The 21,927-nt window shown below is 67.9% G+C and carries 21 protein-coding genes; 15 read left to right on the forward strand and 6 right to left on the reverse strand.

Features of this window, described 5'->3' with window-relative positions:
* The first annotated feature begins 49 nt into the window (after positions 1-49).
* Positions 50-2,128 carry a M3 family metallopeptidase gene (locus MUB46_RS02940; RefSeq protein WP_261614359.1) on the forward strand — a complete coding sequence of 693 codons (2,079 nt, stop codon included), beginning with the start codon at positions 50-52 and terminating at the stop codon, positions 2,126-2,128.
* 98 nt (positions 2,129-2,226) lie between these two features.
* On the opposite strand, the gene MUB46_RS02945 is transcribed toward MUB46_RS02940, so the two are convergent.
* The 3 genes from MUB46_RS02945 to MUB46_RS02955 form a co-directional block, all read right to left on the reverse strand.
* Positions 2,227-3,603: a sensor histidine kinase gene (locus MUB46_RS02945; RefSeq protein ID WP_261614443.1), complete on the reverse strand. Its 1,377-nt coding sequence runs from the start codon at positions 3,601-3,603 to the stop codon at positions 2,227-2,229.
* A gap of 140 nt (positions 3,604-3,743) precedes the next feature.
* Positions 3,744-5,171 carry a dihydrolipoyl dehydrogenase family protein gene (locus MUB46_RS02950; protein WP_261614360.1) on the reverse strand — a complete coding sequence of 476 codons (1,428 nt, stop codon included), beginning with the start codon at positions 5,169-5,171 and terminating at the stop codon, positions 3,744-3,746.
* 50 nt (positions 5,172-5,221) lie between these two features.
* Positions 5,222-6,088, reverse strand: a complete 867-nt coding sequence (locus MUB46_RS02955) for a TVP38/TMEM64 family protein (protein WP_261614361.1) — start codon at positions 6,086-6,088, stop codon at positions 5,222-5,224.
* Between the two features lie 381 nt (positions 6,089-6,469).
* Between MUB46_RS02955 and rpmH the strand changes: the two genes are divergently transcribed.
* From rpmH to MUB46_RS03000, 9 genes are all read left to right on the forward strand, one after another.
* Positions 6,470-6,604, forward strand: coding sequence for a 50S ribosomal protein L34 (rpmH, locus tag MUB46_RS02960; RefSeq protein WP_261614362.1), 135 nt, complete (start codon positions 6,470-6,472; stop codon positions 6,602-6,604).
* Between the two features lie 83 nt (positions 6,605-6,687).
* Entirely contained in the window at positions 6,688-7,035 is a 348-nt protein-coding gene (gene rnpA, locus MUB46_RS02965) for a ribonuclease P protein component (RefSeq protein WP_315902700.1), read from the forward strand.
* Complete coding sequence (gene yidC, locus MUB46_RS02970; RefSeq protein ID WP_261614364.1) at positions 7,032-9,014, forward strand: membrane protein insertase YidC; 1,983 nt, start codon at positions 7,032-7,034, stop codon at positions 9,012-9,014. Before rnpA ends, yidC begins: the two co-directional genes overlap by 4 nt.
* Positions 9,015-9,041: 27 nt before the next feature.
* Positions 9,042-9,695: a ribosome biogenesis GTP-binding protein YihA/YsxC gene (gene yihA / locus MUB46_RS02975; RefSeq protein WP_261614365.1), complete on the forward strand. Its 654-nt coding sequence runs from the start codon at positions 9,042-9,044 to the stop codon at positions 9,693-9,695.
* 77 nt (positions 9,696-9,772) lie between these two features.
* Positions 9,773-10,669 (forward strand): acetylglutamate kinase, encoded by an 897-nt coding sequence (argB, locus tag MUB46_RS02980; protein ID WP_261614366.1) that lies wholly within the window; start codon positions 9,773-9,775, stop codon positions 10,667-10,669.
* A 339-nt stretch (positions 10,670-11,008) separates the two neighbouring features.
* Positions 11,009-11,740 carry a pyrimidine 5'-nucleotidase gene (locus MUB46_RS02985; protein ID WP_261614367.1) on the forward strand — a complete coding sequence of 244 codons (732 nt, stop codon included), beginning with the start codon at positions 11,009-11,011 and terminating at the stop codon, positions 11,738-11,740.
* Between the two features lie 55 nt (positions 11,741-11,795).
* The gene (gene dapD, locus MUB46_RS02990) at positions 11,796-12,641 is read left to right on the forward strand and encodes a 2,3,4,5-tetrahydropyridine-2,6-dicarboxylate N-succinyltransferase (protein ID WP_261614368.1); all 846 of its coding nucleotides are present in this window, start codon (positions 11,796-11,798) and stop codon (positions 12,639-12,641) included.
* Between the two features lie 110 nt (positions 12,642-12,751).
* Complete coding sequence (locus tag MUB46_RS02995) at positions 12,752-13,096, forward strand: DUF805 domain-containing protein (protein WP_261614369.1); 345 nt, start codon at positions 12,752-12,754, stop codon at positions 13,094-13,096.
* Positions 13,097-13,254: 158 nt separating this feature from the next.
* Positions 13,255-13,662 carry a DUF805 domain-containing protein gene (locus MUB46_RS03000; RefSeq protein WP_261614370.1) on the forward strand — a complete coding sequence of 136 codons (408 nt, stop codon included), beginning with the start codon at positions 13,255-13,257 and terminating at the stop codon, positions 13,660-13,662.
* Positions 13,663-13,729: 67 nt separating this feature from the next.
* On the opposite strand, the gene MUB46_RS03005 is transcribed toward MUB46_RS03000, so the two are convergent.
* A complete protein-coding gene (locus tag MUB46_RS03005; RefSeq protein WP_261614371.1) occupies positions 13,730-14,926 on the reverse strand; it encodes a DNA recombination protein RmuC in 1,197 nt (398 codons plus the stop codon).
* Between the two features lie 114 nt (positions 14,927-15,040).
* Here MUB46_RS03005 and def point away from each other — a divergent pair, with 114 nt between their 5' ends.
* The 3 genes from def to MUB46_RS03020 are packed head-to-tail and all read left to right on the forward strand — an operon-like array spanning position 15,041 to position 17,146.
* Entirely contained in the window at positions 15,041-15,619 is a 579-nt protein-coding gene (gene def / locus MUB46_RS03010; RefSeq protein ID WP_261614444.1) for a peptide deformylase, read from the forward strand.
* Positions 15,620-15,665: 46 nt separating this feature from the next.
* On the forward strand, positions 15,666-16,592 hold the full coding sequence (gene fmt, locus MUB46_RS03015) for a methionyl-tRNA formyltransferase (protein ID WP_261614372.1): 927 nt from the start codon (positions 15,666-15,668) through the stop codon (positions 16,590-16,592).
* 29 nt (positions 16,593-16,621) lie between these two features.
* Complete coding sequence (locus MUB46_RS03020) at positions 16,622-17,146, forward strand: GNAT family N-acetyltransferase (protein ID WP_261614373.1); 525 nt, start codon at positions 16,622-16,624, stop codon at positions 17,144-17,146.
* Positions 17,147-17,160: 14 nt separating this feature from the next.
* On the opposite strand, the gene MUB46_RS03025 is transcribed toward MUB46_RS03020, so the two are convergent.
* Positions 17,161-18,462 carry an NAD(P)/FAD-dependent oxidoreductase gene (locus MUB46_RS03025; RefSeq protein ID WP_261614374.1) on the reverse strand — a complete coding sequence of 434 codons (1,302 nt, stop codon included), beginning with the start codon at positions 18,460-18,462 and terminating at the stop codon, positions 17,161-17,163.
* A gap of 100 nt (positions 18,463-18,562) precedes the next feature.
* Positions 18,563-19,945, reverse strand: a complete 1,383-nt coding sequence (locus tag MUB46_RS03030) for an AmpG family muropeptide MFS transporter (protein ID WP_261614375.1) — start codon at positions 19,943-19,945, stop codon at positions 18,563-18,565.
* A 148-nt stretch (positions 19,946-20,093) separates the two neighbouring features.
* Between MUB46_RS03030 and dapE the strand changes: the two genes are divergently transcribed.
* On the forward strand, positions 20,094-21,296 hold the full coding sequence (gene dapE, locus MUB46_RS03035; RefSeq protein WP_261614376.1) for a succinyl-diaminopimelate desuccinylase: 1,203 nt from the start codon (positions 20,094-20,096) through the stop codon (positions 21,294-21,296).
* Positions 21,297-21,317: 21 nt separating this feature from the next.
* A complete protein-coding gene (locus MUB46_RS03040) occupies positions 21,318-21,908 on the forward strand; it encodes a hypothetical protein (protein WP_261614377.1) in 591 nt (196 codons plus the stop codon).
* The last annotated feature ends 19 nt before the right edge of the window (positions 21,909-21,927 follow it).

The raw sequence follows: 21,927 nt of genomic DNA on the forward strand, positions 1-21,927 counted from the left end.
TATGTCGGAGGTATCGATCCCCGATCCCTCCGCGCAGCGAAAAGACCCGATGACCACGACCACGACCGAGCGCCCGAACCCGCTTCTCGCCGACTGGACCACGCCCTACGGACTGCCGCCGTTCGGCGATATCACCGAAGTCGACTACCGGCCGGCCTTCGAAGCGGCGCTGGCGGCGCATGACGCGGAAATCGCCGCCGTCATCGCCGATCCGGCCGAACCGACGTTTAGCAACACCATCGAGGCGCTGGAGACGAGCGGGCGGCGGCTCAGGCGGATATCCTCGGTGTTCTTCAACCTGGCGGGATCGCACACGAACGACGACTTGCAGGCCATCGAGCGCGAGATCGCGCCGACGCTGACCCGGCACTACAACGCGATCTTCATGAACGAGGCGCTGTTCGCCCGGGTGCGGCGGATCGTCGAGACCCAGGACGGCGCCGGCCTTACGCGCGAGCAGGCGCGCGTCCTGGAGCGCTATCACAAGGCGTTCGTGAAGAGCGGCGCCGGGCTCGACGAGACCACCAAGACGCGCATCGCCGAGATCTCCGAACGGCTGTCGAGCCTCGGCATCCAGTTCGGCCAGAACGTGCTGGCCGACGAGAAATCCTACGCGCTGGTGCTCGACGGCGAAGGCGATCTTGCCGGCCTGCCCGGCTTCGTGCGCGACGCGGCGGCCCGCGCTGCCGCCGACCGGGGCCTCGACGGCAAGCACGTCGTCACGCTGTCGCGCTCCTCGATCGAGCCGTTCCTGCAGTTCTCCGCCCGCCGCGACCTGCGCGAAACCGCGTTCAAGGCCTGGATCGCGCGCGGCGAGACCGGTGGGGACACCGACAACCGCGCGATCATCGCCGAGATGGTCAGGCTGCGCGCCGAGCGCGCGCGGTTGCAGGGCCACGACTCCTTCGCCCATTTCCGGCTGGACGATTCGATGGCCGGCAGCCCGGAGGCGGCGCTCGAGCTCCTGACCTCGGTGTGGACGCCGGCCCGCGATCGGGCACAGCGCGAGCGCGCGGCGCTGCAGGCGCTGGCGAGCGCGGAGGGCGGCAACCACGAGATCGCCGCCTGGGACTGGCGCTACTACGCCGAGAAGCTCCGGGCCGCCGACTACGACATCGACGAAGGCCGGCTGAAGCCGTACCTGCAGCTCGACAAGGTGATCGAGGCCGCCTTCCACACCGCCGGGCGGCTGTTCGGCCTCACCTTTGCCGAGAAGACCGGCACCGGGAAGACCGGCGTGCCGGTCTATCATCCCGACGTGCGCGTGTGGGAGGTGACCGGCAGGGACGGCGGCCATGTCGGCCTGTTCCTCGGCGACTACTTCGCCAGACCGTCAAAGCGCTCCGGTGCCTGGATGAGCGCGTTCCGGGTGCAGCAGAAGCTGGGCGGCGACATCCGCCCGATCATCGTCAACGTGATGAACTTCTCGCGCGCATCGGGCGACGCGCCGACGCTTTTGTCCTTCGACGACGCGCGCACCGTGTTCCACGAGTTCGGCCACGCCCTGCACGGGCTCCTGTCCGACGTCACCTATCCGATGATCTCCGGCACCGCGGTGACGCGGGACTTCGTAGAATTCCCCTCGCAGCTGTTCGAGCACTGGCTGGAGCGGCCCGAGATCCTGCAGCGCTTCGCCGTCCATCACGAGACCGGCGAGCCGATGCCGGAGGATCTGCTGCAGCGGATGATGGCGGCGCGCAACTTCAACCAGGGCTTCGCCACCGTGGAATACGTCTCCTCGGCCCTGGTCGACATGAAGCTGCACATGCTCGACACGGCCGAGGACCTCGACGCGACCCGGTTTGAGGAAGCCGCGCTCGCGGAGATCGGCATGCCGGAGGCGATCGTCATGCGCCACCGCCCGACGCATTTCGCCCACATCTTCTCCGGCGACGGCTATTCGGCGGCCTATTACAGCTATCTGTGGTCTGAGGTCCTGGACGCCGACGGCTTCGACGCGTTCCTGGAGGCCGGCGATCCGTTCCATCCGGAAACCGCGCAACGCCTGCACGAGCATGTCTATTCGGCCGGCAACAGCGCCGATCCGAACGACGCCTACCGGGCCTTCCGCGGCCGGGCGGCGACGCCGGAAGCGCTGCTGAAGAAACGCGGGCTGGTGGAGCCGTAGAGACGGGCGACGCCACGTCTCCTGCTCAGACGGTCATTGCCGGCCTTGTTCCGGGCATGACAACAGGGGTAACGCCAGGGTAACGCGACAGGCGCGCCTCATCCCGCGCTGCGCGCGTCGCCCTCGCGCGGGCGCAGCTGAACGACGCGGTCGGGGATCTCCAGCGAGAACGTCGCTCCCAGCGTGCCGTCGGCAAGCCGGATCGTGCCGCCGTGGGCGCGCACCAGCTCGGCGGCGATGGCAAGCCCCAACCCAGTGCCGCCGGGCCGGGTCGAGCCCTGGAAGGCCTCGAACAGACGCTTGCGCGCCATTTCCGACACGCCCGGCCCGGTATCGGCGACCTCGATGGTCACCACCGCCCCGTCGCGGCGGGCGGAGACGCGGATCATGTCGCGGGCGGGATCGATGTCGCCGCGCCCCTCGATCGCCTGCAACGCGTTGCGGACCAGATTGATCAGCACGCGGAACAGCTGATCGGCGTCGGCATCGACCTCCAGGCCGGACGGCACCGCGTTGACGAAGCGCAGCTCCGCGTTGGTATCGAGGCCCAGGGTGTCGCCGACCTCGTCGACCAGGGCGGACAGGGCGATCCTGCGGCGCTCGGGCGGGGATTCGTGCGCCGAGCCGTATTTCAGCGTGTTAGTGCAGAATTCGCCGGCGCGGTCGAGCGTACGGATCAGCTTGGGCGCCAGCCGCTTCACCAGCGGATCGTCGACGGCGCCGACGCGGTCGACGATAAGCTGGGCGGACGCCAGCATGTTGCGCAGGTCGTGGTTGATCTTGGACACGGCCAGCCCCATCGCGGCGAGCCGGTTCTTCTGGTTCAGCGTGCCGATCAGCTCCTGCTGCAGATGGGCGAGTTCTCCCTCGGCGACGCCGATCTCGTCGCCGCGGGCCGACGGCTGGATGATCCGCCCGGAATCCTCCGGGTTTTCCGCGAAGGCGACCATGTTGGCGGTGAGCCGGCGCATCGGCCGCACCAGGAGCCAGTTGATGGCGAGATAGACGAGCGCGGCGGTGAACACCGAGATGATGATCGACAGCGTCAGGATGTTCACCGAATAGGCGATCATGGCATTGCGCAGCGGCATCTCGTCGATGACGATCTCGATGAACTCGCCGCCCGTCGGCGCGTCGCCAACGACGCGGATGGTGCGGCCGTGCGCCGAGACCAGCGTCATGAAGGATTCGTAGATCTCGCCGGAAACGCTCATCGCGCGCAGGTCGATCGTCTCCTGCACGTCCGGCGGCATGTCGGAGATGGCGAGCAGCCGGCGCGTGGTGCCGCGCTTGTGGGCGACGGTGTAGGCCCCGACGTGCTCGAGCAGCTCGAGCTCCAGCGCCTTGGGCACCATGTTGTCGGGGGCGGCTTCCAGCACCAGCGCCGCCGTCTGGGCCGCGTTCAGCCGGTCGTCGAGCCAGGTGCGCCGGAAATTGGCGATCGAGGGCACGTAGATCAGCACTTCGGCGATCATCACGAACAGGATCGTCAGCACCAGCAGCTTGCCGGACAAGCCCAGCCCGCGCGGCCGCGCGGTCCGCGGTTCCTGTGATTCGTCGGATTGGTTGCGAATGCTCACGGCAGCCTCTGCGCCGGCCCGTTCAGGCGCCTAACCTATCCGAACTTGCGCAGGAACGCGATGGCGCGCCGCACCATCGGGCTGGACAGGCTAGGCCTGTAAAACTCGATCGCCGCCCGCTTGCCTATCTCGGAAAGGGTCGGATAGGGCGAGACGAAGGCGGTCATCGTCTTGATGTCGAGCCCCTTGAGGATGGCGAGGCCCCACATCTGGATGATCTCGCCGGCCTGCGCGCCGGCGATGCCGACGCCGAGGATCCTGCCGCCCTTTGTCGTCACCACCTTGATGAAGCCGTCGGTCTCCCGCTCGGCGCGGGCGCGGTCGTTCTCGCCATAGGGCCAGCGCAGCACCCGGATGCGACCGTAACGCGCGGCGGCCTCCGCCTCGGTCATGCCGACCTGGGCAAGCTCCGGATCGGTGTAGGTGACGCGCGGGATGTGGTCGTAGGAGACCTTGGCGCCGAGCCGGAACAGGATGTTCCGCACGGCGATGCCGGCGTGATAGTTGGCGACGTGCGTGAACTGGGGCCCGCGGGCGACGTCGCCGACCGCGTAGATCTTCCTGTTCGAGGAGCGCAGCTTGCGGTCGACGCGGATGCCCTTGTCGTCGGCGAACACCCGCGCTTTCTCAAGATCGAGCCCCGCCGTGACGGCGGCACGCCCCGTCGCCACCAGGAGATCGGATCCGTCGACCGCCTCCTCGCCCGTCTCCGTCTCGACGACGACGCGCACGCCGCTCGCGCCACGCTTCTCGACGCGGGCGACCGCGGCCCCGGACCGGACCGCGACACCATCCAGTGCCAGTCGGGTCAGCACCTCCTCGGCAAGCTCGGGGTCCTCGCGGCCGAGCGCGCGGTCGGCTTCCAGCACGGTGACCTCGCTGCCGAGCCGGCGGAACGCCTGGGCGAGCTCCAGGCCGATCGGCCCGCCGCCGATGACGACCAGGTGGGCCGGCTTGCGGGTGACGGCGAAGATGGTCTCGTTGGTGTGGTAGCTCACCGCGTCGAGGCCGGGGATCGGCGGGACGGCCGGTTTGGAGCCGGTGGCGACGACGAAGCGGCGCGCCGCGATGCGGGTGTCGCCCGCGATCACCGTGCGCGGGTCCTCGAAACGGGCTGCCGCCTCGATCACCGTGACGCCCATCGCCCGGAACCGCTCGACGGAATCGGTGGGGGCGATGGCGTCGATCACGTCGTGCACGTGGTCGTGGACCTTGCGGAAATTCACCTGCGGTTCGACGGCAGCGACGCCTAACGGCGCGGCGTCGCGCATCGCCTGGGCGCGATTGGCCGCCGCGATCAAGGCCTTGGAGGGGACGCAGCCCGTGTTCAGGCAGTCGCCGCCCATCTTGCCCTTTTCGATCAGCACGACGGGCACCCCGAAGGCCGCGGCCGCCGCGGCCACCGACAGCCCGCCCGAACCGGCGCCGATGACGCAGATATCCGGTTTGAGTACGTCAGCCATGATTGTGAGCCCCGCCGCTTCAGAGCCGTCGGATCCGGCCCGGCCTTGAATCAGCCCGTCGATCGCCGCCTCAGCACTTTCTTAGCCGCTATCGGCACTAACGCAAGGACACCAAGCGCGACAAGGGCGGCGAGCAGGCCGGGCGTAACCAGCGCGGACGGGTCGATTCCAAGCTCGCAGGCCCCGGTCGGATCGAGATTCTTTGCCGTTGCGGCAGCGACGCAGGCCTCGAAGCTCTCGCGCTGCGCCGCCAGGACGCTTTCCAGCCCCGCCCCGACGAAGGCGAAGGCGAAGGTCCCCGGTATGATGCCGAGCGCGGTGCCGATCACGTAGGTCGACAGCGACACGCCCAGCAAGGCCGGGGCGATGTTGACGAGCCAGAAGGGAAAGACCGGAACGAGCCGCAGGAACAGCAGGTAGTGCATGGCATCGTCGTTGAAGCCCTGCCGAAGCGCCGCCAGCCGCGGTCCGGCACGCGCGGCGAGCGCGGCGCCGAGCGACGAGCGGGCGATCAGGAAGATGATCACCGCGCCGATGGTGGCGGCGATCACCGTGACGGTGCCGGCGAGGAACCAGCCGAACAGGAAGCCGCCGGCCAGCGTCAGCAACAGGCCACCGGGCAGCGACAGCGCCACCACCGCGATATAGACCGCGGCATAGACCGCCAGCGCGCCGGCAAGGTTTTCGGCGACGAAGCCGCGCAGCACCATCTCGTGGGTGACCAGGGATTCGAGCGTCAGTTGCCGGTGCCAACCCTGCGACACCGCCACGGCCATGGCGGCGACGATCAGGGCGAGCGGCAGCCAGCGCCACAGCTTGCCTGCCGGTCGGCGGGCGCCTGCCCGCTCCGTATCGTCCGGTTCGCGCGGCACGGCGGCGATATCGCTACGCCCCTCGGGACGCTCTGACGTCGTCATGATCGTTTGTCTTTATGATCGCCTGTCTTGCGCCCGCCGCGTGGCGCCATCGCGTTCGCGTCGGGCCTGTGATGCCTGGTATCGCCCCGCAAGGTAGCGAAACAAAACCGCGATTACCTGCCTTTTCACCGGGAAGTGATGGGCCGGCAGCAAGCGTGATCGCGCGTGACCCCACGTTACACAGGGCGACACGGAACCGGCAATGAAGCGTCGCGGGCGCGTTGACTTGGCCCGGCGCTGTCCCGTATAAGCCCGCTCAACTTGGCGTCGCTTTTGCGGGCCGGGGCGGTATCGGTTGTTTCGATGCCCAGCCACCGCCCGCAGGACATCCTTCACGGGCACGACGCTTTTCCAATCCAGCCGAAACGTCGGAGTGCGGCAGTGAAACGGACCTATCAACCCTCCAAGCTGGTGCGCAAGCGGCGCCACGGTTTCCGCGCGCGGATGGCGACCAAGGCAGGACGCCGGGTCATTACCCGTCGGCGCGCGCGCGGGCGCAAGCGCCTGTCGGCCTGACCGGCAGCGGCGCGACCTCGCCGATGCCTGGCAGCGCCAACGCGCTTGCCGAACCGGTAGCGCCGGACGCGCCGCCGGAGCGGTTGCGCCGACGCGCCGATTTCCTCAAGGTCGCGCGCAGCGGCCGCAAGGTGGCGATGCGCTCGCTGGTCCTGCAGGCGCTGCACCGGGGCGACGATCAGGCTGGCGTCCGTGTCGGCTTCACCGTCAGCCGCAAGGTCGGCAACGCCGTGGAGCGCAACCGGGTACGCCGGCGCCTGCGCGAAGCGGTGCGACTTCGTGCCGGCTCTTTCATGCGCGCGGGCTATGACTATGTTGTCATTGGTCGCCGCGCCGCGTTGACGACACCGTTCGCGCGTATCGTCACCGATCTCGAAACGGCTTTCCGGAAAATCCACGGAGCGCCGCCCGAAAAGGCTTCGGACCAATGATGGGTGAGAACCGGAACTATATCCTGGCGATCGCGCTCTCGCTGATCATCCTGATCGCCTGGCAGTACTTTTACGCCATCCCGCAGATGGAGAAGCAGCAGGCGCAGGAGGAGCTGCGTCAGCAGCAGGCGCAGAGCCAGCAGGTCCAGTCGCCCCAGGCCGGCAGCGAAGCGCCCGGCACCAGCACCCGGCCCGGCACCGCGCAGGTTCCCGGCGTCACCCAGCCCGGCGCGGAAACGGCGCCGGCGGCGACCCGTGACGCCGCCCTGTCGCAGAGCCCGCGCATTCCCCTCGACACCCCGTCGGTCCGCGGCTCGGTTTCGCTCAAGGGCGGGCGCATCGACGACGTCGTGCTCAAGGGCTATCGCGAGACCGTCGAGCCGACGAGCCCCAACATCGTGCTGCTGTCGCCGTCGGGAAGCCCCAATCCCTACTACGTGGAGTTCGGCTGGGTCGCGGATAACAAATCCGTTCCGGTCCCCACCTCCCAGACCGTCTGGTCGGCACCAGGCGACGCCACACTGGGCGTGGACAGCCCGGTCACGCTGACCTGGGACAACGGCCAGGGCCTGACCTTCACGCGCGAAATCGCGGTCGACGAGAACTACATGTTCACCGTCTCCGATTCGGTGGAGAACGCGGGCGAGGGTGCGGTCAAGCTGCTGCCCTACGGTCTCGTCTCGCGCCACGGCCGGCCGCAGACCGCCGGATTCTTCATCCTGCACGAAGGCCTGATCGGCGTGCTCGGCGAGTACGGTCTGACCGAGATCGACTACGACGATCTCGACGACGACGGCCCGCAGAAGTTCCAGGTGACGGGCGGCTGGCTTGGCATCACCGACAAGTACTGGGCCACGGTCCTGGTGCCGAACCAGGAGAAGCCGTTCGAGGGCCGCTTCATTTCCGGCACGGCGAACGGCAAGCCGACCTATCAGGCCGACCTGCTGCGCGACCCGGTCGAGATCGCGCCGGGTGCCACGACGACGGTGACCGAGCGGGTGTTCGCCGGCGCCAAGCAGGTGAGCCTGCTCAACGGCTACCAGGAGCGGTACGGCATCCAGAAGTTCGACCTGCTGATCGACTGGGGCTGGTTCTACTTCCTGACCAAGCCGCTGTTCTACGCCATCGACTACTTCTTCAAGCTGGTCGGCAACTTCGGCGTCGCCATCCTGATCGTCACCGTGCTGGTGAAGCTCGTCTTCTTCCCGCTTGCCAACAAGTCCTACGTCTCGATGAGCCGGATGAAGATCGTCCAGCCGCAGATGATGGAGCTGCGCGAGCGCTACAAGGACGACAGGATGAAGCAGCAGCAGGCGATGATGGAGCTGTATCGGAAGGAGAAGATCAATCCTCTTTCCGGCTGCCTGCCGATCGTCCTGCAGATCCCGGTGTTCTTCGCGCTCTACAAGGTTCTGTTCGTCACCATCGAGATGCGGCACGCGCCGTTCTTCGGCTGGATCCAGGACCTGTCGGCGCCCGACCCGACGACGATCTTCAACCTGTTCGGCGTCATCCCCTGGGACCCGCCGCAGTTCCTGATGCTCGGCGCCTGGCCGCTGATCATGGGCATCACCATGTGGATCCAGATGCGGCTCAACCCGCCGCCGCCCGATCCGACCCAGGCGATGATCTTCAACTGGATGCCGGTGGTCTTCACCTTCATGCTGGCGTCGTTCCCGGCCGGCCTCGTCATCTACTGGTCGTGGAACAACACGCTGTCGGTGCTGCAGCAGTACACGATCATGCGTCGCCAGGGCGCGAAGCCGGACATCTTCGGCAACGTCCTGGCCAGCTTCAGCTCCAAGAAGCGCGAGGAGCTGGCGGAGAAGGAAGCGGCCAAGCTGAAGGCCGACGCCGACAAGCGCAAGGCCGAGGCCAAGGCTGACGAGGACGCCGAGCAGCCGAAGGCGAAGCCGGCCCGCAAGAAGAAGAGCAAGGCCCAGTCCGACAAGCCGGCGGGCTCCGAGGCCGGCGAGTAACGCCGGCCCGATACCCGGGGGCCGCCCATGACGGGGACTGACGACGAAGACGCCGAACGGGAGGCCGCCATCGAGGCGGGCCGGCTCATGTTCGCCCGGCCCTGGGTGTTCCGCCTCGGCGTCGTCAAGCTGGACCAGCTGCCGCCGGCCGACCGCATCGAGGTCGCCTTCGCCGGACGCTCCAACGTCGGCAAGTCGAGCCTTCTGAACGCCCTGACCGGCCAGAACGGCCTGGCGCGAACCTCCAACACCCCCGGCCGCACCCAGGAAATCAACGTCTTCGAGTGCGAAAGCGCCGGCGTGCGCCTGATCGACATGCCCGGCTACGGCTTCGCGCAGGCGCCGAAGGGCAAGGTCGATGCCTGGACCCGGCTGATCAAGCAGTACCTGCAGGGGCGGCCGAACCTGCGGCGGGTGTTCCTGCTGATCGACTCGCGGCACGGCATCAAGGCCGTGGACAAGCGCATCATGGACCTGCTCGACACCGCCGCCGTCTCCTACCAGGTGGTGCTGACCAAGGCCGACAAGATCGGCGCCGCCGCGCTGGACGAGGTCACAGCCGAGGTGTCGACCGAACTCGCCAAGTGTCCCGCCGCCCATCCGGTGATCCTCGCGACTTCCAGCGAGAAAGGCACGGGAATAGCGGAGCTGCGGGCGGCGATCGCGGGGCTGGCGGACTAGCCACCCGGATTGAGCCCGCGACGATCGTCGGATATGACGATTTCGATCTTTCCATGCCAACGGATGCTCAAGACCCGATGACCGACGACAAGAAGGCCGAAGCGCAGGGGCAGGCCCGCATTCTGGCCGAGGCCCTGCCCTACATGCTGCGCTACGACGAGCAGACCGTCGTGGTGAAATACGGCGGCCATGCCATGGGCGATCCGGATCTCGCCCGCGCCTTCGCCAAGGACATCACGCTCTTGAAGACCTCGGGCATCCACCCGATCGTGGTGCACGGCGGCGGCCCGCAGATCGGCGCGATGCTCGACAAGCTCGGCATCAAATCGGAATTCCGCGCCGGCCTGCGCATCACCGACCGGGCGATGGTCGAGGTCGTCGAGATGGTCCTGGCCGGGCGCATCAACAAGGAAATCGTCCAGTCGATCAACCGCGAGGGCGGCAAGGCCATCGGCCTGTGCGGCAAGGACGGCAACCTGATGACCGTGCGCAAGGTGACGCGCACCGTGGTCGACCCCGATTCCAACATCGAAAAGGTCGTCGACCTCGGCTTCGTCGGCGAGCCCGACAAGGTCAATCCGTCGGTGCTGCAGATGGTCTCCAAGGAAGACCTGATCCCCGTCGTCGCGCCGGTCTCGCCCGGTCCCGACGGCGAGACCTACAACGTCAACGCCGATTCCTTCGCAGGCTCCGTCGCCGGCGCGCTGCACGCCAAGCGCCTGCTGTTCCTCACCGATGTCGACGGCGTGCTCGACGCCGACAAGCGGCTGATCAAGGAGCTGACGGTCGACGAGGCGCGCAAGCTGATCGACAACGGCACCATCTCCGGCGGCATGATCCCCAAGGTCGAGACCTGCATCGACGCGGTGGACAAGGGCGTCGAGGGCGTCGTCATCCTCAACGGCAAGGTGCCGCACGCCGTCCTGCTTGAACTCTTCACCGAACATGGCGCCGGCACGCTGATCACGCCGTGACGGAGCAGCGCGCGGACGGACCGGCGATGGGCGCGGAACGACCTTCGAGACGTTCAGGCCGCGGTCTTTTCCTGCGCAGAGCGGTTCCCGCGCTGCGCGACCCCTCTCCCCATCCCTCCCCCACAAGGGGGGAGGGGGACCTCCTGGCACCTCCGAGCGCTACTCTCGACCTTCAGCGGATGCACGATATGAAGCGGTTGCTGAGCGCAGCCCCCTTGCACACGACTTCCCTCCCCCCTTGCGGGGGAGGGTCAGGGAGAGGGGTTGCCCGACGCAGAGCGGCGGGCGAGAAAGTTTTTTCGCGCGGCGGCGCGGTCACCGGCAATGGGAATGTTCGCGATGTCTGAGACGTCCTCCTCCCCTGACGCCTTTTCCGGCGTCGACACCTGGATCTTCGATCTCGACAACACGCTGTATCCGCCGCACTCGAACCTGTTCGCCCAGGTCGACAAGAAGATGGGCACGTTCATCTCGCGGCTTCTCGACGTCGACCTGATGGAGGCGAAGCGGGTCCAGAAGACGTTCTACAAGACCTACGGAACGACGCTGCGCGGCCTGATGACGGAGCATGGCGTCGATCCGCACGAGTTCCTCGCCTATGTCCACGAGATCGATCACTCGCCGATCGAGCCCGACCCGGCGCTGGGCGCCGCCCTCAGCCTGCTGCCCGGCCGCAAGTTCGTGCTGACCAACGGGTCGCGGGCGCATGCCGACGCGATCGTACGGCGGCTCGGCATCGAGGAGCATTTCGAGGATCTGTTCGACATCATCGCCGCGGACTTCGAACCGAAGCCGGGACTGGCGCCGTATGATCGATTCGTCACGAAGTACGGCATCGCGCCGGGCCGGTCGGCGATGTTCGAGGACCTGCCGCGCAACCTCGAGGTGCCGCATACGCTCGGCATGCGCACGGTGCTCGTGGTCGCCGCGCCCGATACGCCGCAGGAGACGCTCGCCTACCGGCAGCGCTGGGAAGTGGAGATCGGAACCGCGGCCCACATCGACCATGTCACCGACGATCTCGCCGATTTCCTGGTGAGCGTCGCCGAGACGACCACCGGGCGAGATTGACAGGGCCGCCTGCCCGAATAAGGTCCGCCGCAATCGATCACGACGGGAGAGAACCGTGGACGCCGCACGCGCCGAAGCCATTATCGAAACCGCCTGGGAAAACCGGGCCGACGTCAATCCGGAAACCACGGGCGAGGTCCGCGAGGCCGTCGAGGCGTCGCTTGACCTGCTCGACTCCGGCCAGCGCCGCGTCGCCGAGAAGCAGGGCGGCGACTGGGTCGTCAATCAGTGGCTGAAGAAGGCCGTGTTGCTGTCGTTCCGGCTCAACGACATGTCCGTCATCCCGGGCGGACCGGGCAACGCCGTGTGGTGGGACAAGGTTCCCTCGAAGTTCGACAACTGGGGTGCCGAGCACTTCAACGACGCCGGCTTCCGCGCCGTGCCGAACTGCATCGTGCGCCGGTCGGCCCATATCGCCAAGGGCGTGGTGCTGATGCCCTCCTTCGTCAATCTCGGCGCCTATGTCGACGAGGGCACCATGGTCGATACCTGGGCGACCGTCGGCTCGTGCGCGCAGATCGGCAAGAACTGCCACATCTCGGGCGGCGCCGGCATCGGCGGCGTTCTGGAGCCGCTGCAGGCCGGCCCGGTCATCATCGAGGACAACTGCTTCATCGGCGCGCGCGCCGAGGTGGCCGAGGGCGTCATCGTGCGCGAAGGCTCGGTGCTGTCGATGGGCGTCTATCTCGGCGCGTCCACCAAGATCGTCGACCGCGCCACGGGCGAGATCTTCTACGGCGAGGTGCCGCCCTATTCCGTCGTCGTGTCCGGCACCTTGCCCTCCGACAAGTCCGCCGGCGACGGCAAGCCGAACCCGAGCCTCTACTGCGCGGTGATCGTCAAGCGGGTCGACGAGCGCACCCGCTCCAAGACCTCGATAAACGAGTTGTTGCGCGACTGACCGTTTTCCCGGCGCCCGGGGCTTTTGCCGACGACGAATCGACCCCGATCGCTTAGCCTTTGCCGTTGCGGAAGCGGGGAACCCGCTTCCGCCGGCGAGAGGAGGCAAGCATGGATTTCAACTACCTGTTCACGAGCTTCGAGGGGCGCATCAGCCGCCAGCCGTTCTGGATCGGCGCGGTGATCCTGTGGGTCATCCACTGGGTGGCGGCAGCGATCCTGTACGGGCTGTTCGGGGAAGGCTTCGCGAACATCCTGTTCACGATCGTCTCCCTGGTGCTGCTCTATCCCGGCCTCGCCCTCGGCGCGAAGCGCTGGCACGACCGGGACAAGTCGGCGTGGTGGCTGCTGATCGTGCTGGTCCCCGTCGTCGGCGCGCTCTGGTATCTGATCGAATGCGGTTTCCTGCGCGGCACCGAAGGCGAGAACCGCTACGGACCGGATCCGCTCGCCTGACACCGACGCGGACCGAACGACACGCGCCCCGAAATGCCCCGGTGATCCCCAGGCGGATCACCGGCCTGATTGCCGCCCGGATTACAGCATGGATTGCCCATCAGGGCTCCGATCTTATATGTCGGCGGTCGACTGTCGGTCGCGCGGAGAGGAATCCTTTGGCGAACAATCCCCAGATCCAGGGCCCCCGGAGTGCCGAACAAGAGGCGGGGCGCGAGGCGTTCGCGTGGCTGTTCTTCGGATTCAACGGCCGCATCGGCCGCGAAGCCTACTGGCTCGCGATCGGGCTTTTGTGGAGCGTGCTGTTCGTCACCATCAGCCTGCTCGTGTCCGCCGTCGGCCAGGAGGCGGCCGCCGGGCCGACCCTCATGCTGGGCCTCGCCTCGCTGTGGCTGGAGATGGCGATCCTGGTGAAGCGCCAGCACGACCGGGGCCTGCCCTGGTTCTGGTGCCTGCTCGCCTTCGTTCCGGTCGTCGGGATGATCTGGGTGGTGGCGGCCGGGGTGATCCCCGGTGACGAGGGGCCGAACGCCTTCGGCGACCGCGCCGATACTCCGCCGGCCTGAGCCCTCGCCAATCTGAATACCCGGTGCCCTGAACTGCCGGCGTCCTGAAGTCCCGGCCTTCCGGCGGTCACTCGCCGGCGAGAAGACGCGGGCCGGGCGGCGCCTTGTCCTCCACCGACGCCCCGCCATTGTCCTCTTCCAGGTCGAGCTGGCCGATCTTCTCGCCGCGCTTGATGATCTTGTCGGTCGAGGTGAGGATCTGCTCGATGTCGCGACCGGCCTGGCCGTGATGCTGCTGCAGCTTCGACACCCGCTCCTGCAGGCGGCGCACGTCTTCCGACAGCATCGTCACCTCCTTGTGGATCAGGTGGGCCTGCTCGCGCATGCGCGCGTCGCGCAGGATCGACTGCATCACCTGGATCGACAGCATCAGCATCGACGGGCCGACGACGATGATGCGGGCGCGGTGGGCCTTCTGGACGACGTCCTCGAAATGCTCGTGCAGGTCGGCGTAGATCGATTCCGAGGGCACGAACATGATCGCCAGGTCCTGGGTCTCGCCCGGGATGAAATAGCGCTCGCGGATATCGGTGACGTGCTTGAGGAAATCGGTGCGCAGGCGCTGCGCAGCGATCTTGCGGGCGTCCTCGACCTCCGCCTCCCGGAACGCGCCGAACGCCTCCAGGGGAAACTTCGCGTCGATGACCAGCACGGCCTCGGTATTGGGAAAACGGACGATGCAGTCCGGACGCCGGTTGTTCGACAGCGTCCACTGGAACTCGTAGGCGCCGGCCGGCAGGCCGTCGCGGACGATCGCTTCCATCCGGCCCTGGCCGAAGGCGCCGCGGGTCTGCTTGTTGGCGAGGATCTGGTTGAGGCCGACCACCTCCTTCGACAACTCGGTGATGTTCTTCTGCGCCCGGTCGATGACGGCGAGCCGCTCGTTCAGCTTCGACAGGCTGTCATGGGTGGCCCGCGTCTGGGTCTCCACCGACTGGCCGAGCCGCTGGCCGAACTTGTCGAGGCGCTCGTTGAGGCCGCGCGCCAGATCGGCATGGCGGGTCCCGAACACCTCGGCCATGGTCTGCATGCGGCCGGTCAGCTCGGCCTGGGTGCGGCTCATGTCCGCCTGGGCGCGGACCATCTCGGTGAGCTGGCGCTCGGCCTCCTCGCGGCGGCGCACTTCCTCGGCATCCGGGCGCCGCGACCGGAAGACGCCGATCAGGATCAGCAACAGGACCACGAAAAACAGCGCGGCGCCGGCGAGAGCGCCCTCGCCGACGGTGAACAGGCGACCCGAGATTTCGACAAGCGGCTGATCCATGCCACCAAGTCTAGTCGATTCTTCTCGCATTGCGAGATCAAAACGCGAACATTCCCCGGCGCGCGGCCAATGCGCCGCGTTGACCCGGGCCGGGCTTTCTCCTATCTGAGCGCCATGACAATTCGCGACATCGTCTACATTCCCGATCCCGTCCTGCGCCAGGTCTGCGAGCCCGTCCCGGCGGTGGACGACGACGTGCGCGCCCTCCTGGACGACATGCTGGCCACCATGTACGAGGCGCCGGGCATCGGGCTCGCCGCCTGTCAGGTCGGCGTCCTGAAGCGCATCGTCGTCATCGACGTGTCGAAGGAAGACGATCCGAAGGCGCCGATCTGCCTCGTCAATCCGGAAATCACCTGGACCTCGGAGGAGACCTCGACCTACGAGGAGGGCTGCCTGTCGATCCCCGACTATTACGAGGAGGTCGAGCGGCCGGCCGCCTGCACCGTCCGGTTCCTCGACCGCGACGGCAAGGAGCAGGAGCTTTCGTGCGAGGGGCTGCTGGCGACCTGCGTGCAGCACGAGGTCGATCACCTAAACGGCGTCCTGTTCATCGATCACATCTCCAAGCTGAAGCGCGACCGGGTGGTCAAGAAGTTCACCAAGGCCGCCAGGCGCGGCGAGATGCCCGAGTTCAAGCGCCGCCGCGCCGCCGAACCCGCCGGGGACAGCGAGCAGCCGGCGGCCGAATGAGCCCCGGGCGCGACCGTCCCGCCCCGCGACCAGGACACGACCTGCCGTGACACTTCGCCTCGTTTTCATGGGAACGCCGGATTTCGCGGTGCCGACGCTGACCGAGATCGTCGGCGCGGGCCACGAGGTCGTCGCCGTCTACTCGCAGCCGCCGCGGCCGGCCGGGCGCGGGATGGCCGAGCGCAAGAGCCCCGTTCATGCGGCGGCGGACCGGTTCGGCCTGCCGGTTCTGACCCCGAAGACCCTGAAAGACGAAACGGCCCAGGCCGCCTTCGCCGCGCACGGCGCCGACGCGGCGGTGGTCGTCGCCTACGGGCTGATCCTGCCGAAAGCCGTCCTCGAGGCGCCGGCGCAGGGCTGCTTCAACCTGCATGCATCGCTATTGCCGCGCTGGCGCGGCGCCGCCCCGATCCAGCGGGCGATCATGGCCGGCGACCGCGAGACCGGCGTCGCCGTCATGCGCATGGCCGAGGGGCTCGATACCGGCCCCGTCTGCATGGAGGAACGGCTCGCGATCGGACCCGACATGACCGCCGGCGAGCTGCACGACCGGCTGGCTCTGATCGGCGCGGGGCTGATGGTGCGCGCGCTCGCCGCGCTGTCGCGCGACAGCCTGGACTGCCGCGACCAGCCGGAAGACGGCGTCACCTATGCCAGCAAGATCGACAAGGCCGAGGCCCGCATCGACTGGGCGCGCCCGTCCCAAGCCGTCCACGACCAAATCCGCGGCCTGTCGCCGTTTCCCGGAGCCTGGTTCGACCTGGCCGGGGAGCGCGTGAAGGTGCTCCGCTCGCAGAGCATGGATCGCGATGGCCCCGAGGCCCCCGGCACGCTCGTAGACGAGGGCGGGATCGTCGCCTGCGCGGACGGTGCGATCCGGCTCGTCGATATCCAGCGGCCCGGCCGCCAACAGATGAGCTATGCGGAATTCGCACGGGGCGCCCGGCTGAAAAAGGGTATACTGTTCGGGTAAGCTGGCTAACCGCCCAATGAAAGACGAACATGTCTTCAGACAAAAATGTGGATGGCGTAACCATCCGCCAGGAAGCACCCGCCGACGTCTCCGCAATCCGCTGCGTCATATCCGCCGCCTTCGACAGCGAGCTTGAAGCCAAGCTGATCGACAAGCTGCGCAAGGACGGCGACCTCGTCCTGTCCCTCGTGGCGGAAAAGGACGGCAAGATCGTCGGCTATGCCGGCTTCTCGCGGCTGAGGATCGAAGGCAGCGACAACCGCGCGACCGCGCTCGCGCCGGTCGCCGTGGCCCGTTGCTACCAGCGCCGCGGCGTCGGCACGGCACTGGTGCGCGACGGCATCGGCCGGCTCGAGGAGGCGGGCGAGGATCTCGTCTTCGTGCTCGGCGACCCGCCCTACTACAAGCGCTTCGGCTTCGATTCGCGGATCGCCAGCCACTACTGCGCGCAGTGGTCGGGCCCGGCCTTCATGGCGCTGGCGCTCGAACCCGGCGGCCAGGCGACGCACCGCCCGCAGGTGGTCTACCCCGCGGCGTTCGAGGCGTTCGGCTGACCTAGCGGCCGGATCTACGCCCGCCGGGCGTCGTCGCAAAGGTCGCGGACGCGGTACAGGGCGTGCGCGACCGGCAGGAACCACGGCCGGCCGAAATGCCAGAACCGGGTCGAGAACTCGGTCTTCATGAAGGCGGTTTCCGCCTCGGCGCGGCCGAGCATCGCCAGCGCGACCTTGTTGCCGAGATAGGGCGCCATCGCGTTGCCGCTTCCCGAGAACCCCATCGCATGCCAGTGCCCGTCGATCCTGCCGATATGCGGCAGGAAGCCGAAGGTGAAGCCGAGCCGGCCGTTCCAGCTGTGGGTGATCCCGACCGGCTCCAGCGCCGGGAAGATCTCCCGCATCAGCCCCCTGATGACCGACGTCGCGGTGTCCTGCGAGACCTGGTGCATGGCCGCGCGGGCGCCGAAGACGAGCCGTTTGCCGTCCGGGGACAGGCGGTAGTAGCAATGCCGGTTGCGGGTCTCCACCACCATGCGGCGGCCCGGCATGAGCGACCGGATCAGATCCTCGGGCAGCGCCTCGGTCGCCGCGATATAGCTCGAGACCGGAATGATGCGCCGCATCAGCGGGCGGAAGCGACGGCGGGTGTAGCCGTTGGTCGCCATCAGCACCGCATCGGCCTGCACGTCGCCACGCGTCGTCGACACGCGGTGCCCGGTTCGCGACGGCGCGACGCCACGCACCAGCGTCGGCGCGGAAACCACAACGCCTGCCCGGCGGGCGGCGTTCAGGAGCCCGGCATGATACTTGCCGGGATGCAGCCCGCCGTGATCGGGCAGCAGCAGGCCGCCGGCATAGAAATCGGAGCCGATCTCGCGGCGCTGATCGGCCCTGGGGACCATCTCGGCGTTGATCGGAACGATTGTCCTGAGCCGCTCGATGGTCCGGGCGGTCTCGTCGTAGACGTCGGGGCTGCGCTGGCCGCTGAAGCGGCCGTGGACATGAAAGTCGCAGTCGATCGCCTCGTCCCGGATGAGCCGCTTCACGAAGTCGAGCGAGTCGACATGGGCTTCGCGCAGCAGGGAATGGGCCGTCTCGGTGCCGTAGCGGGCGACGAGCTGGTCGATCGAAAGCCGGTGGCCGCCGCCGACCATGCCGCCGTTGCGGGTGCTGGCGCCGTAGCCCGGCGCCTCGGAATCGACCAGAAGGACCGAGGCCCCGTTCCTGGCAAGCGTCAGCGCCGCGGTCGTGCCGGTGAGCCCGGCACCGACCACCACGACATCCACCTGCCCCGGCACTGCGGCGTCCGCCTCGGCTTGCGGCGCGGCGGGCGGGGCATCCTCCCACCAGTACGGATCGGGCTTCGGCGCCATCACGCCCCTCCTCGACGGTCGTCGGCGATCCTATCGGAAAAAACCGTGACAGGCGGCATCCTGCGCCGCCTTGACCTTGGTCACGTCGAAGTGGCGGGCGCTACCCTGCCGGAAGTGGCGCCGGGGCCGGCTTCGGCTTGTCGAAATGGCCGCGCAGCTGCAGCCACCACAACAGCGCGAGGCCGGGAATGGCGGCAAGCGCGGTGATGGCGAAGAAGGTCGCCCAGCCGAACGCCTCGGCGGCGTAGCCGGCATTGGCCGCCAGCACGGTGCGGCCGACCGCGGCAAGCGCCGTCAAGAGCGCGAACTGGGTCGCGGTGTGGCGCGCGTCGTTGCAGAGGCTGGAGAGATAGGCGACGAAAATCACCGTGCCGATGCCACCGGTGAAGTTCTCGACCGCGATGGTGACGGCAAGCGCGGTGTTGTTCACCCCGACGATCGCCTGCCAGACGAACACCAGGTTCGAGCCCATCTGCAGGAAGCCGGCGATCCACAGCATCGTGACCATCGACATGGCGCGCAGCATGAAGCCGCCGGCGAACCCGCCCGCCAGCACCGCGAACAGGCCGACGCCCTTGACGATGCCGGCATAGGCGAGCTTGTCGAAGCCGATCGAGATCACGAACGGCCCGGTCATGACGCCGGCGAAGGCATCGCAGAACTTGTAGAGCACGACGAAGGCGAGGACCGCGATCGCGTCCTTGCGGCCCAGGAACTCGGCGAAGGCGTCGACGGCCGTGCGGCCGACGCGGACCGCCGCGTTGCGGTCGTCCGCCATGCCCTCCGGCTCCGCGGGCTCGCGCCCGGCCAGCGCCGCGCCGGTGCCGATCAGGACGAAGACGGCCATCACCGCGTAGGCCCAGGACCACCCCTGCACCGTATCGACGCCATAGCCTTCCAGGATGGCGACGAGGCTGACGCAGCCCGCGGTCGATATGAGCATGCCGATGCGATAGGCGGACACGAACCAGGCCATGCCGGCGGCCTGTTCCTCGGTCTTCAGGCTTTCGACCCGGAAGGCGTCGATGACGATGTCCTGGGTGGCGGACGCCGCCGCCACCAGTACCGCGCCGAGCGCCACGAACCAGGGATCGACCAGCGGATCGACGAAGCCGAGATAGACGATCGCGGCCATCAGCAGGAGCTGCGTGAAGACCAGCCAGCCGCGCCGGCGCCCCAGCCACCGCGACAGCACGGGAACCCGCGTCGCATCGACCAGTGGCGCCCACAGGAACTTGACCGTGTAGGGCAGGCCGACCAGCGAGAACAGGCCGATGGTGCCGAGGTCGACGCCGACATCGGTCATGCGGATGGCCAGCGTCGATCCGGAAAGCGCCAGCGGCAGGCCGGAGGAAAACCCGAGAAACAGGATCACCAGCACGCGCCGTTCGAGAAAAACGGCGAGCGCGGCGGCGAGCCGCTCGGGCAGCGGCTTGCGCGGCTCGCTTCGTTCCACGGCTGCGGAGGCCTCGCTGGGCGGCATGTCGATCCTCGTCGATCCTGTCGCGAATCAGAGGCCTCACCGTAGAGCCAGAGTATGGCGAGGGACAGGGCCGCGATTGACCTTGCCCCAGGGGCCGGGCTAGAGCCTTGCCGGTCACTGTTGCCTCGAAACAACGACTGCCGGGACCATGTCGCAGGACCTCACCGACCCTTCCGCGGAACCGAACACCGATCCGATCGCCATCGCGCGCGAACTGATCCGCTGCCGCAGCGTGACCCCGGACGAGGGCGGCGCGCTGACATACCTGCTGCGCCTGCTCACCGATGCCGGCTTCGACGCCGAGATCGTGCGGTTCTCGGAAGACGGCACCGACGACGTCGACAATCTCTATGCCCGGATCGGCAGCGGCGGCCCGCACCTGACTTTCGCCGGCCATACCGACGTGGTGCCGGCCGGCGAGGAGAGCCGCTGGACGCATCCCCCCTTCGCCGCCGAGATCGCCGGCGGCGCGCTCTATGGGCGCGGCGCCGTCGACATGAAGGGCGCGGTCGCCTGCTTCGCCGCCGCCGTTCTGGACTTCCTGAAGACCGAAGGCACGCCGAAGGGCTCGATCTCCTTCCTGATCACCGGCGACGAGGAGGGCGTGTCGATCAACGGGACGCGCAAACTGCTCGCCTGGGCCAAGGAGCGCGGCGAGCGTTTCGACCATGCCCTGGTTGGCGAGCCGACCAATCCGAACCGGCTCGGCGACATGATCAAGATCGGCCGGCGCGGCTCGCTGTCGGGCACCATCACCATCACCGGCAAGCAGGGCCATTCGGCCTATCCGCATCTGGCCAACAACCCGACGCGAGGCCTGGAGAAGGTCCTGCACGCGCTCTATGCCGAGCCGCTGGACAGTGGCACGCACGAGTTCGATCCCTCGACCCTGGAAGTGACCAGCGTCGACACCGGCAACCCGGCCTTCAACGTCATCCCCGCGCAGGTGCGGCTCAACTTCAACAGCCGCTTCAACAACCTGCACACGGCGAAGAGCCTCCAGGTGCTGATCGAGAAACATGTCGCCTCGGCGCTGGAGGGAACCGGCCTGACGGGGCGCGTAGCCTTCGTTCCCAACGCGGCCGAAGCCTTCCTGACCGAGGCCGGCGACATCGCAGCGCTCTTGTCGGAGACGATCGAGGCGGAGACCGGGCGCAAGCCGGATTACTCCACTACCGGCGGCACGTCGGACGCCCGCTACATCAAGGACTATTGCCCCGTGATCGAGTTCGGCCTCGTCGGCCAGACCATGCACCAGGTCGACGAGCATGTGGCGATCGCCGACCTGAAGGCGCTGACGGCGATCTACCGGCGGTTCCTGACCCGCTATTTCGAGCGCTTCGGTGGCTGACGCGTCCATGCCGGGTATCCCATGCTGAACGCGGACGACATACAGCGCGGCCTGACCGGCGCCTGGCGGCTGTTCCTTGGCAAGCGCGAGGCGATACGCCTGTTCGACACGAGCTTTCGCGGCTTCTGGCGCTCGTTCCTGGCGGCGATCCTGGTGCTGCCGATCTACGTGCTGTACGTCGGCGCCGAGCGGCGCATGATCTTTTCCGCCCTGCCCGACGGCGCCGATTTCCCAGAGCTGGGTTTCGCGCTCGCGCGCCTGCTCTCGCTGGTGATCGACTGGGCGGCGTTTCCGCTGGTCACCGCCATCATCGCGGCGCCGATGGGCTTTGCCAGCAACTACGTCCGGCTGATCGTCGCCTTCAACTGGGGCAGCCCGATCATATCGGCGATGGTGGCGTTGCCGGCGATCCTGTTCGGGTTCGGCCTGGCGCCCGAAGGCGTCGCCCAGCTTCTGCTGTTCACCGCCCTCATCCTCGCGATCCGTTTTCGCTTCATCACGGCGCGGGCGGCGCTCGAATGCAGCTTCGCGCTCGCGGCCGGGATCGTCGCGCTGGAGTTCCTGCTGTCGCTGGTGCTCTCGGAACTGATCAGCCGCGCCACCGGGATGTGAGCCGCCGCGGCGATATTTC

The organism is Microbaculum marinisediminis (assembly GCF_025397915.1).
Taxonomy (GTDB): domain Bacteria; phylum Pseudomonadota; class Alphaproteobacteria; order Rhizobiales; family Tepidamorphaceae; genus Microbaculum; species Microbaculum marinisediminis.

What these genes read in the sequence shown, in the direction of transcription:
- MUB46_RS02940 (WP_261614359.1), top strand. Translation starts at nt 50, where the DNA reads ATGACCACGACCACGACCGAGCGCCCGAACCCGCTTCTCGCCGACTGG.
- MUB46_RS02945 (WP_261614443.1), bottom strand. Translation starts at nt 3,603, where the DNA reads ATGATCGCCGAAGTGCTGATCTACGTGCCCTCGATCGCCAATTTCCGG.
- MUB46_RS02950 (WP_261614360.1), bottom strand. Translation starts at nt 5,171, where the DNA reads ATGGCTGACGTACTCAAACCGGATATCTGCGTCATCGGCGCCGGTTCG.
- MUB46_RS02955 (WP_261614361.1), bottom strand. Translation starts at nt 6,088, where the DNA reads ATGACGACGTCAGAGCGTCCCGAGGGGCGTAGCGATATCGCCGCCGTG.
- yidC (WP_261614364.1), top strand. Translation starts at nt 7,032, where the DNA reads ATGATGGGTGAGAACCGGAACTATATCCTGGCGATCGCGCTCTCGCTG.
- yihA (WP_261614365.1), top strand. Translation starts at nt 9,042, where the DNA reads ATGACGGGGACTGACGACGAAGACGCCGAACGGGAGGCCGCCATCGAG.
- argB (WP_261614366.1), top strand. Translation starts at nt 9,773, where the DNA reads ATGACCGACGACAAGAAGGCCGAAGCGCAGGGGCAGGCCCGCATTCTG.
- MUB46_RS02985 (WP_261614367.1), top strand. Translation starts at nt 11,009, where the DNA reads ATGTCTGAGACGTCCTCCTCCCCTGACGCCTTTTCCGGCGTCGACACC.
- MUB46_RS02995 (WP_261614369.1), top strand. Translation starts at nt 12,752, where the DNA reads ATGGATTTCAACTACCTGTTCACGAGCTTCGAGGGGCGCATCAGCCGC.
- MUB46_RS03005 (WP_261614371.1), bottom strand. Translation starts at nt 14,926, where the DNA reads ATGGATCAGCCGCTTGTCGAAATCTCGGGTCGCCTGTTCACCGTCGGC.
- def (WP_261614444.1), top strand. Translation starts at nt 15,041, where the DNA reads ATGACAATTCGCGACATCGTCTACATTCCCGATCCCGTCCTGCGCCAG.
- MUB46_RS03020 (WP_261614373.1), top strand. Translation starts at nt 16,622, where the DNA reads ATGTCTTCAGACAAAAATGTGGATGGCGTAACCATCCGCCAGGAAGCA.
- MUB46_RS03025 (WP_261614374.1), bottom strand. Translation starts at nt 18,462, where the DNA reads ATGGCGCCGAAGCCCGATCCGTACTGGTGGGAGGATGCCCCGCCCGCC.
- MUB46_RS03030 (WP_261614375.1), bottom strand. Translation starts at nt 19,945, where the DNA reads ATGCCGCCCAGCGAGGCCTCCGCAGCCGTGGAACGAAGCGAGCCGCGC.
- dapE (WP_261614376.1), top strand. Translation starts at nt 20,094, where the DNA reads ATGTCGCAGGACCTCACCGACCCTTCCGCGGAACCGAACACCGATCCG.
- MUB46_RS03040 (WP_261614377.1), top strand. Translation starts at nt 21,318, where the DNA reads ATGCTGAACGCGGACGACATACAGCGCGGCCTGACCGGCGCCTGGCGG.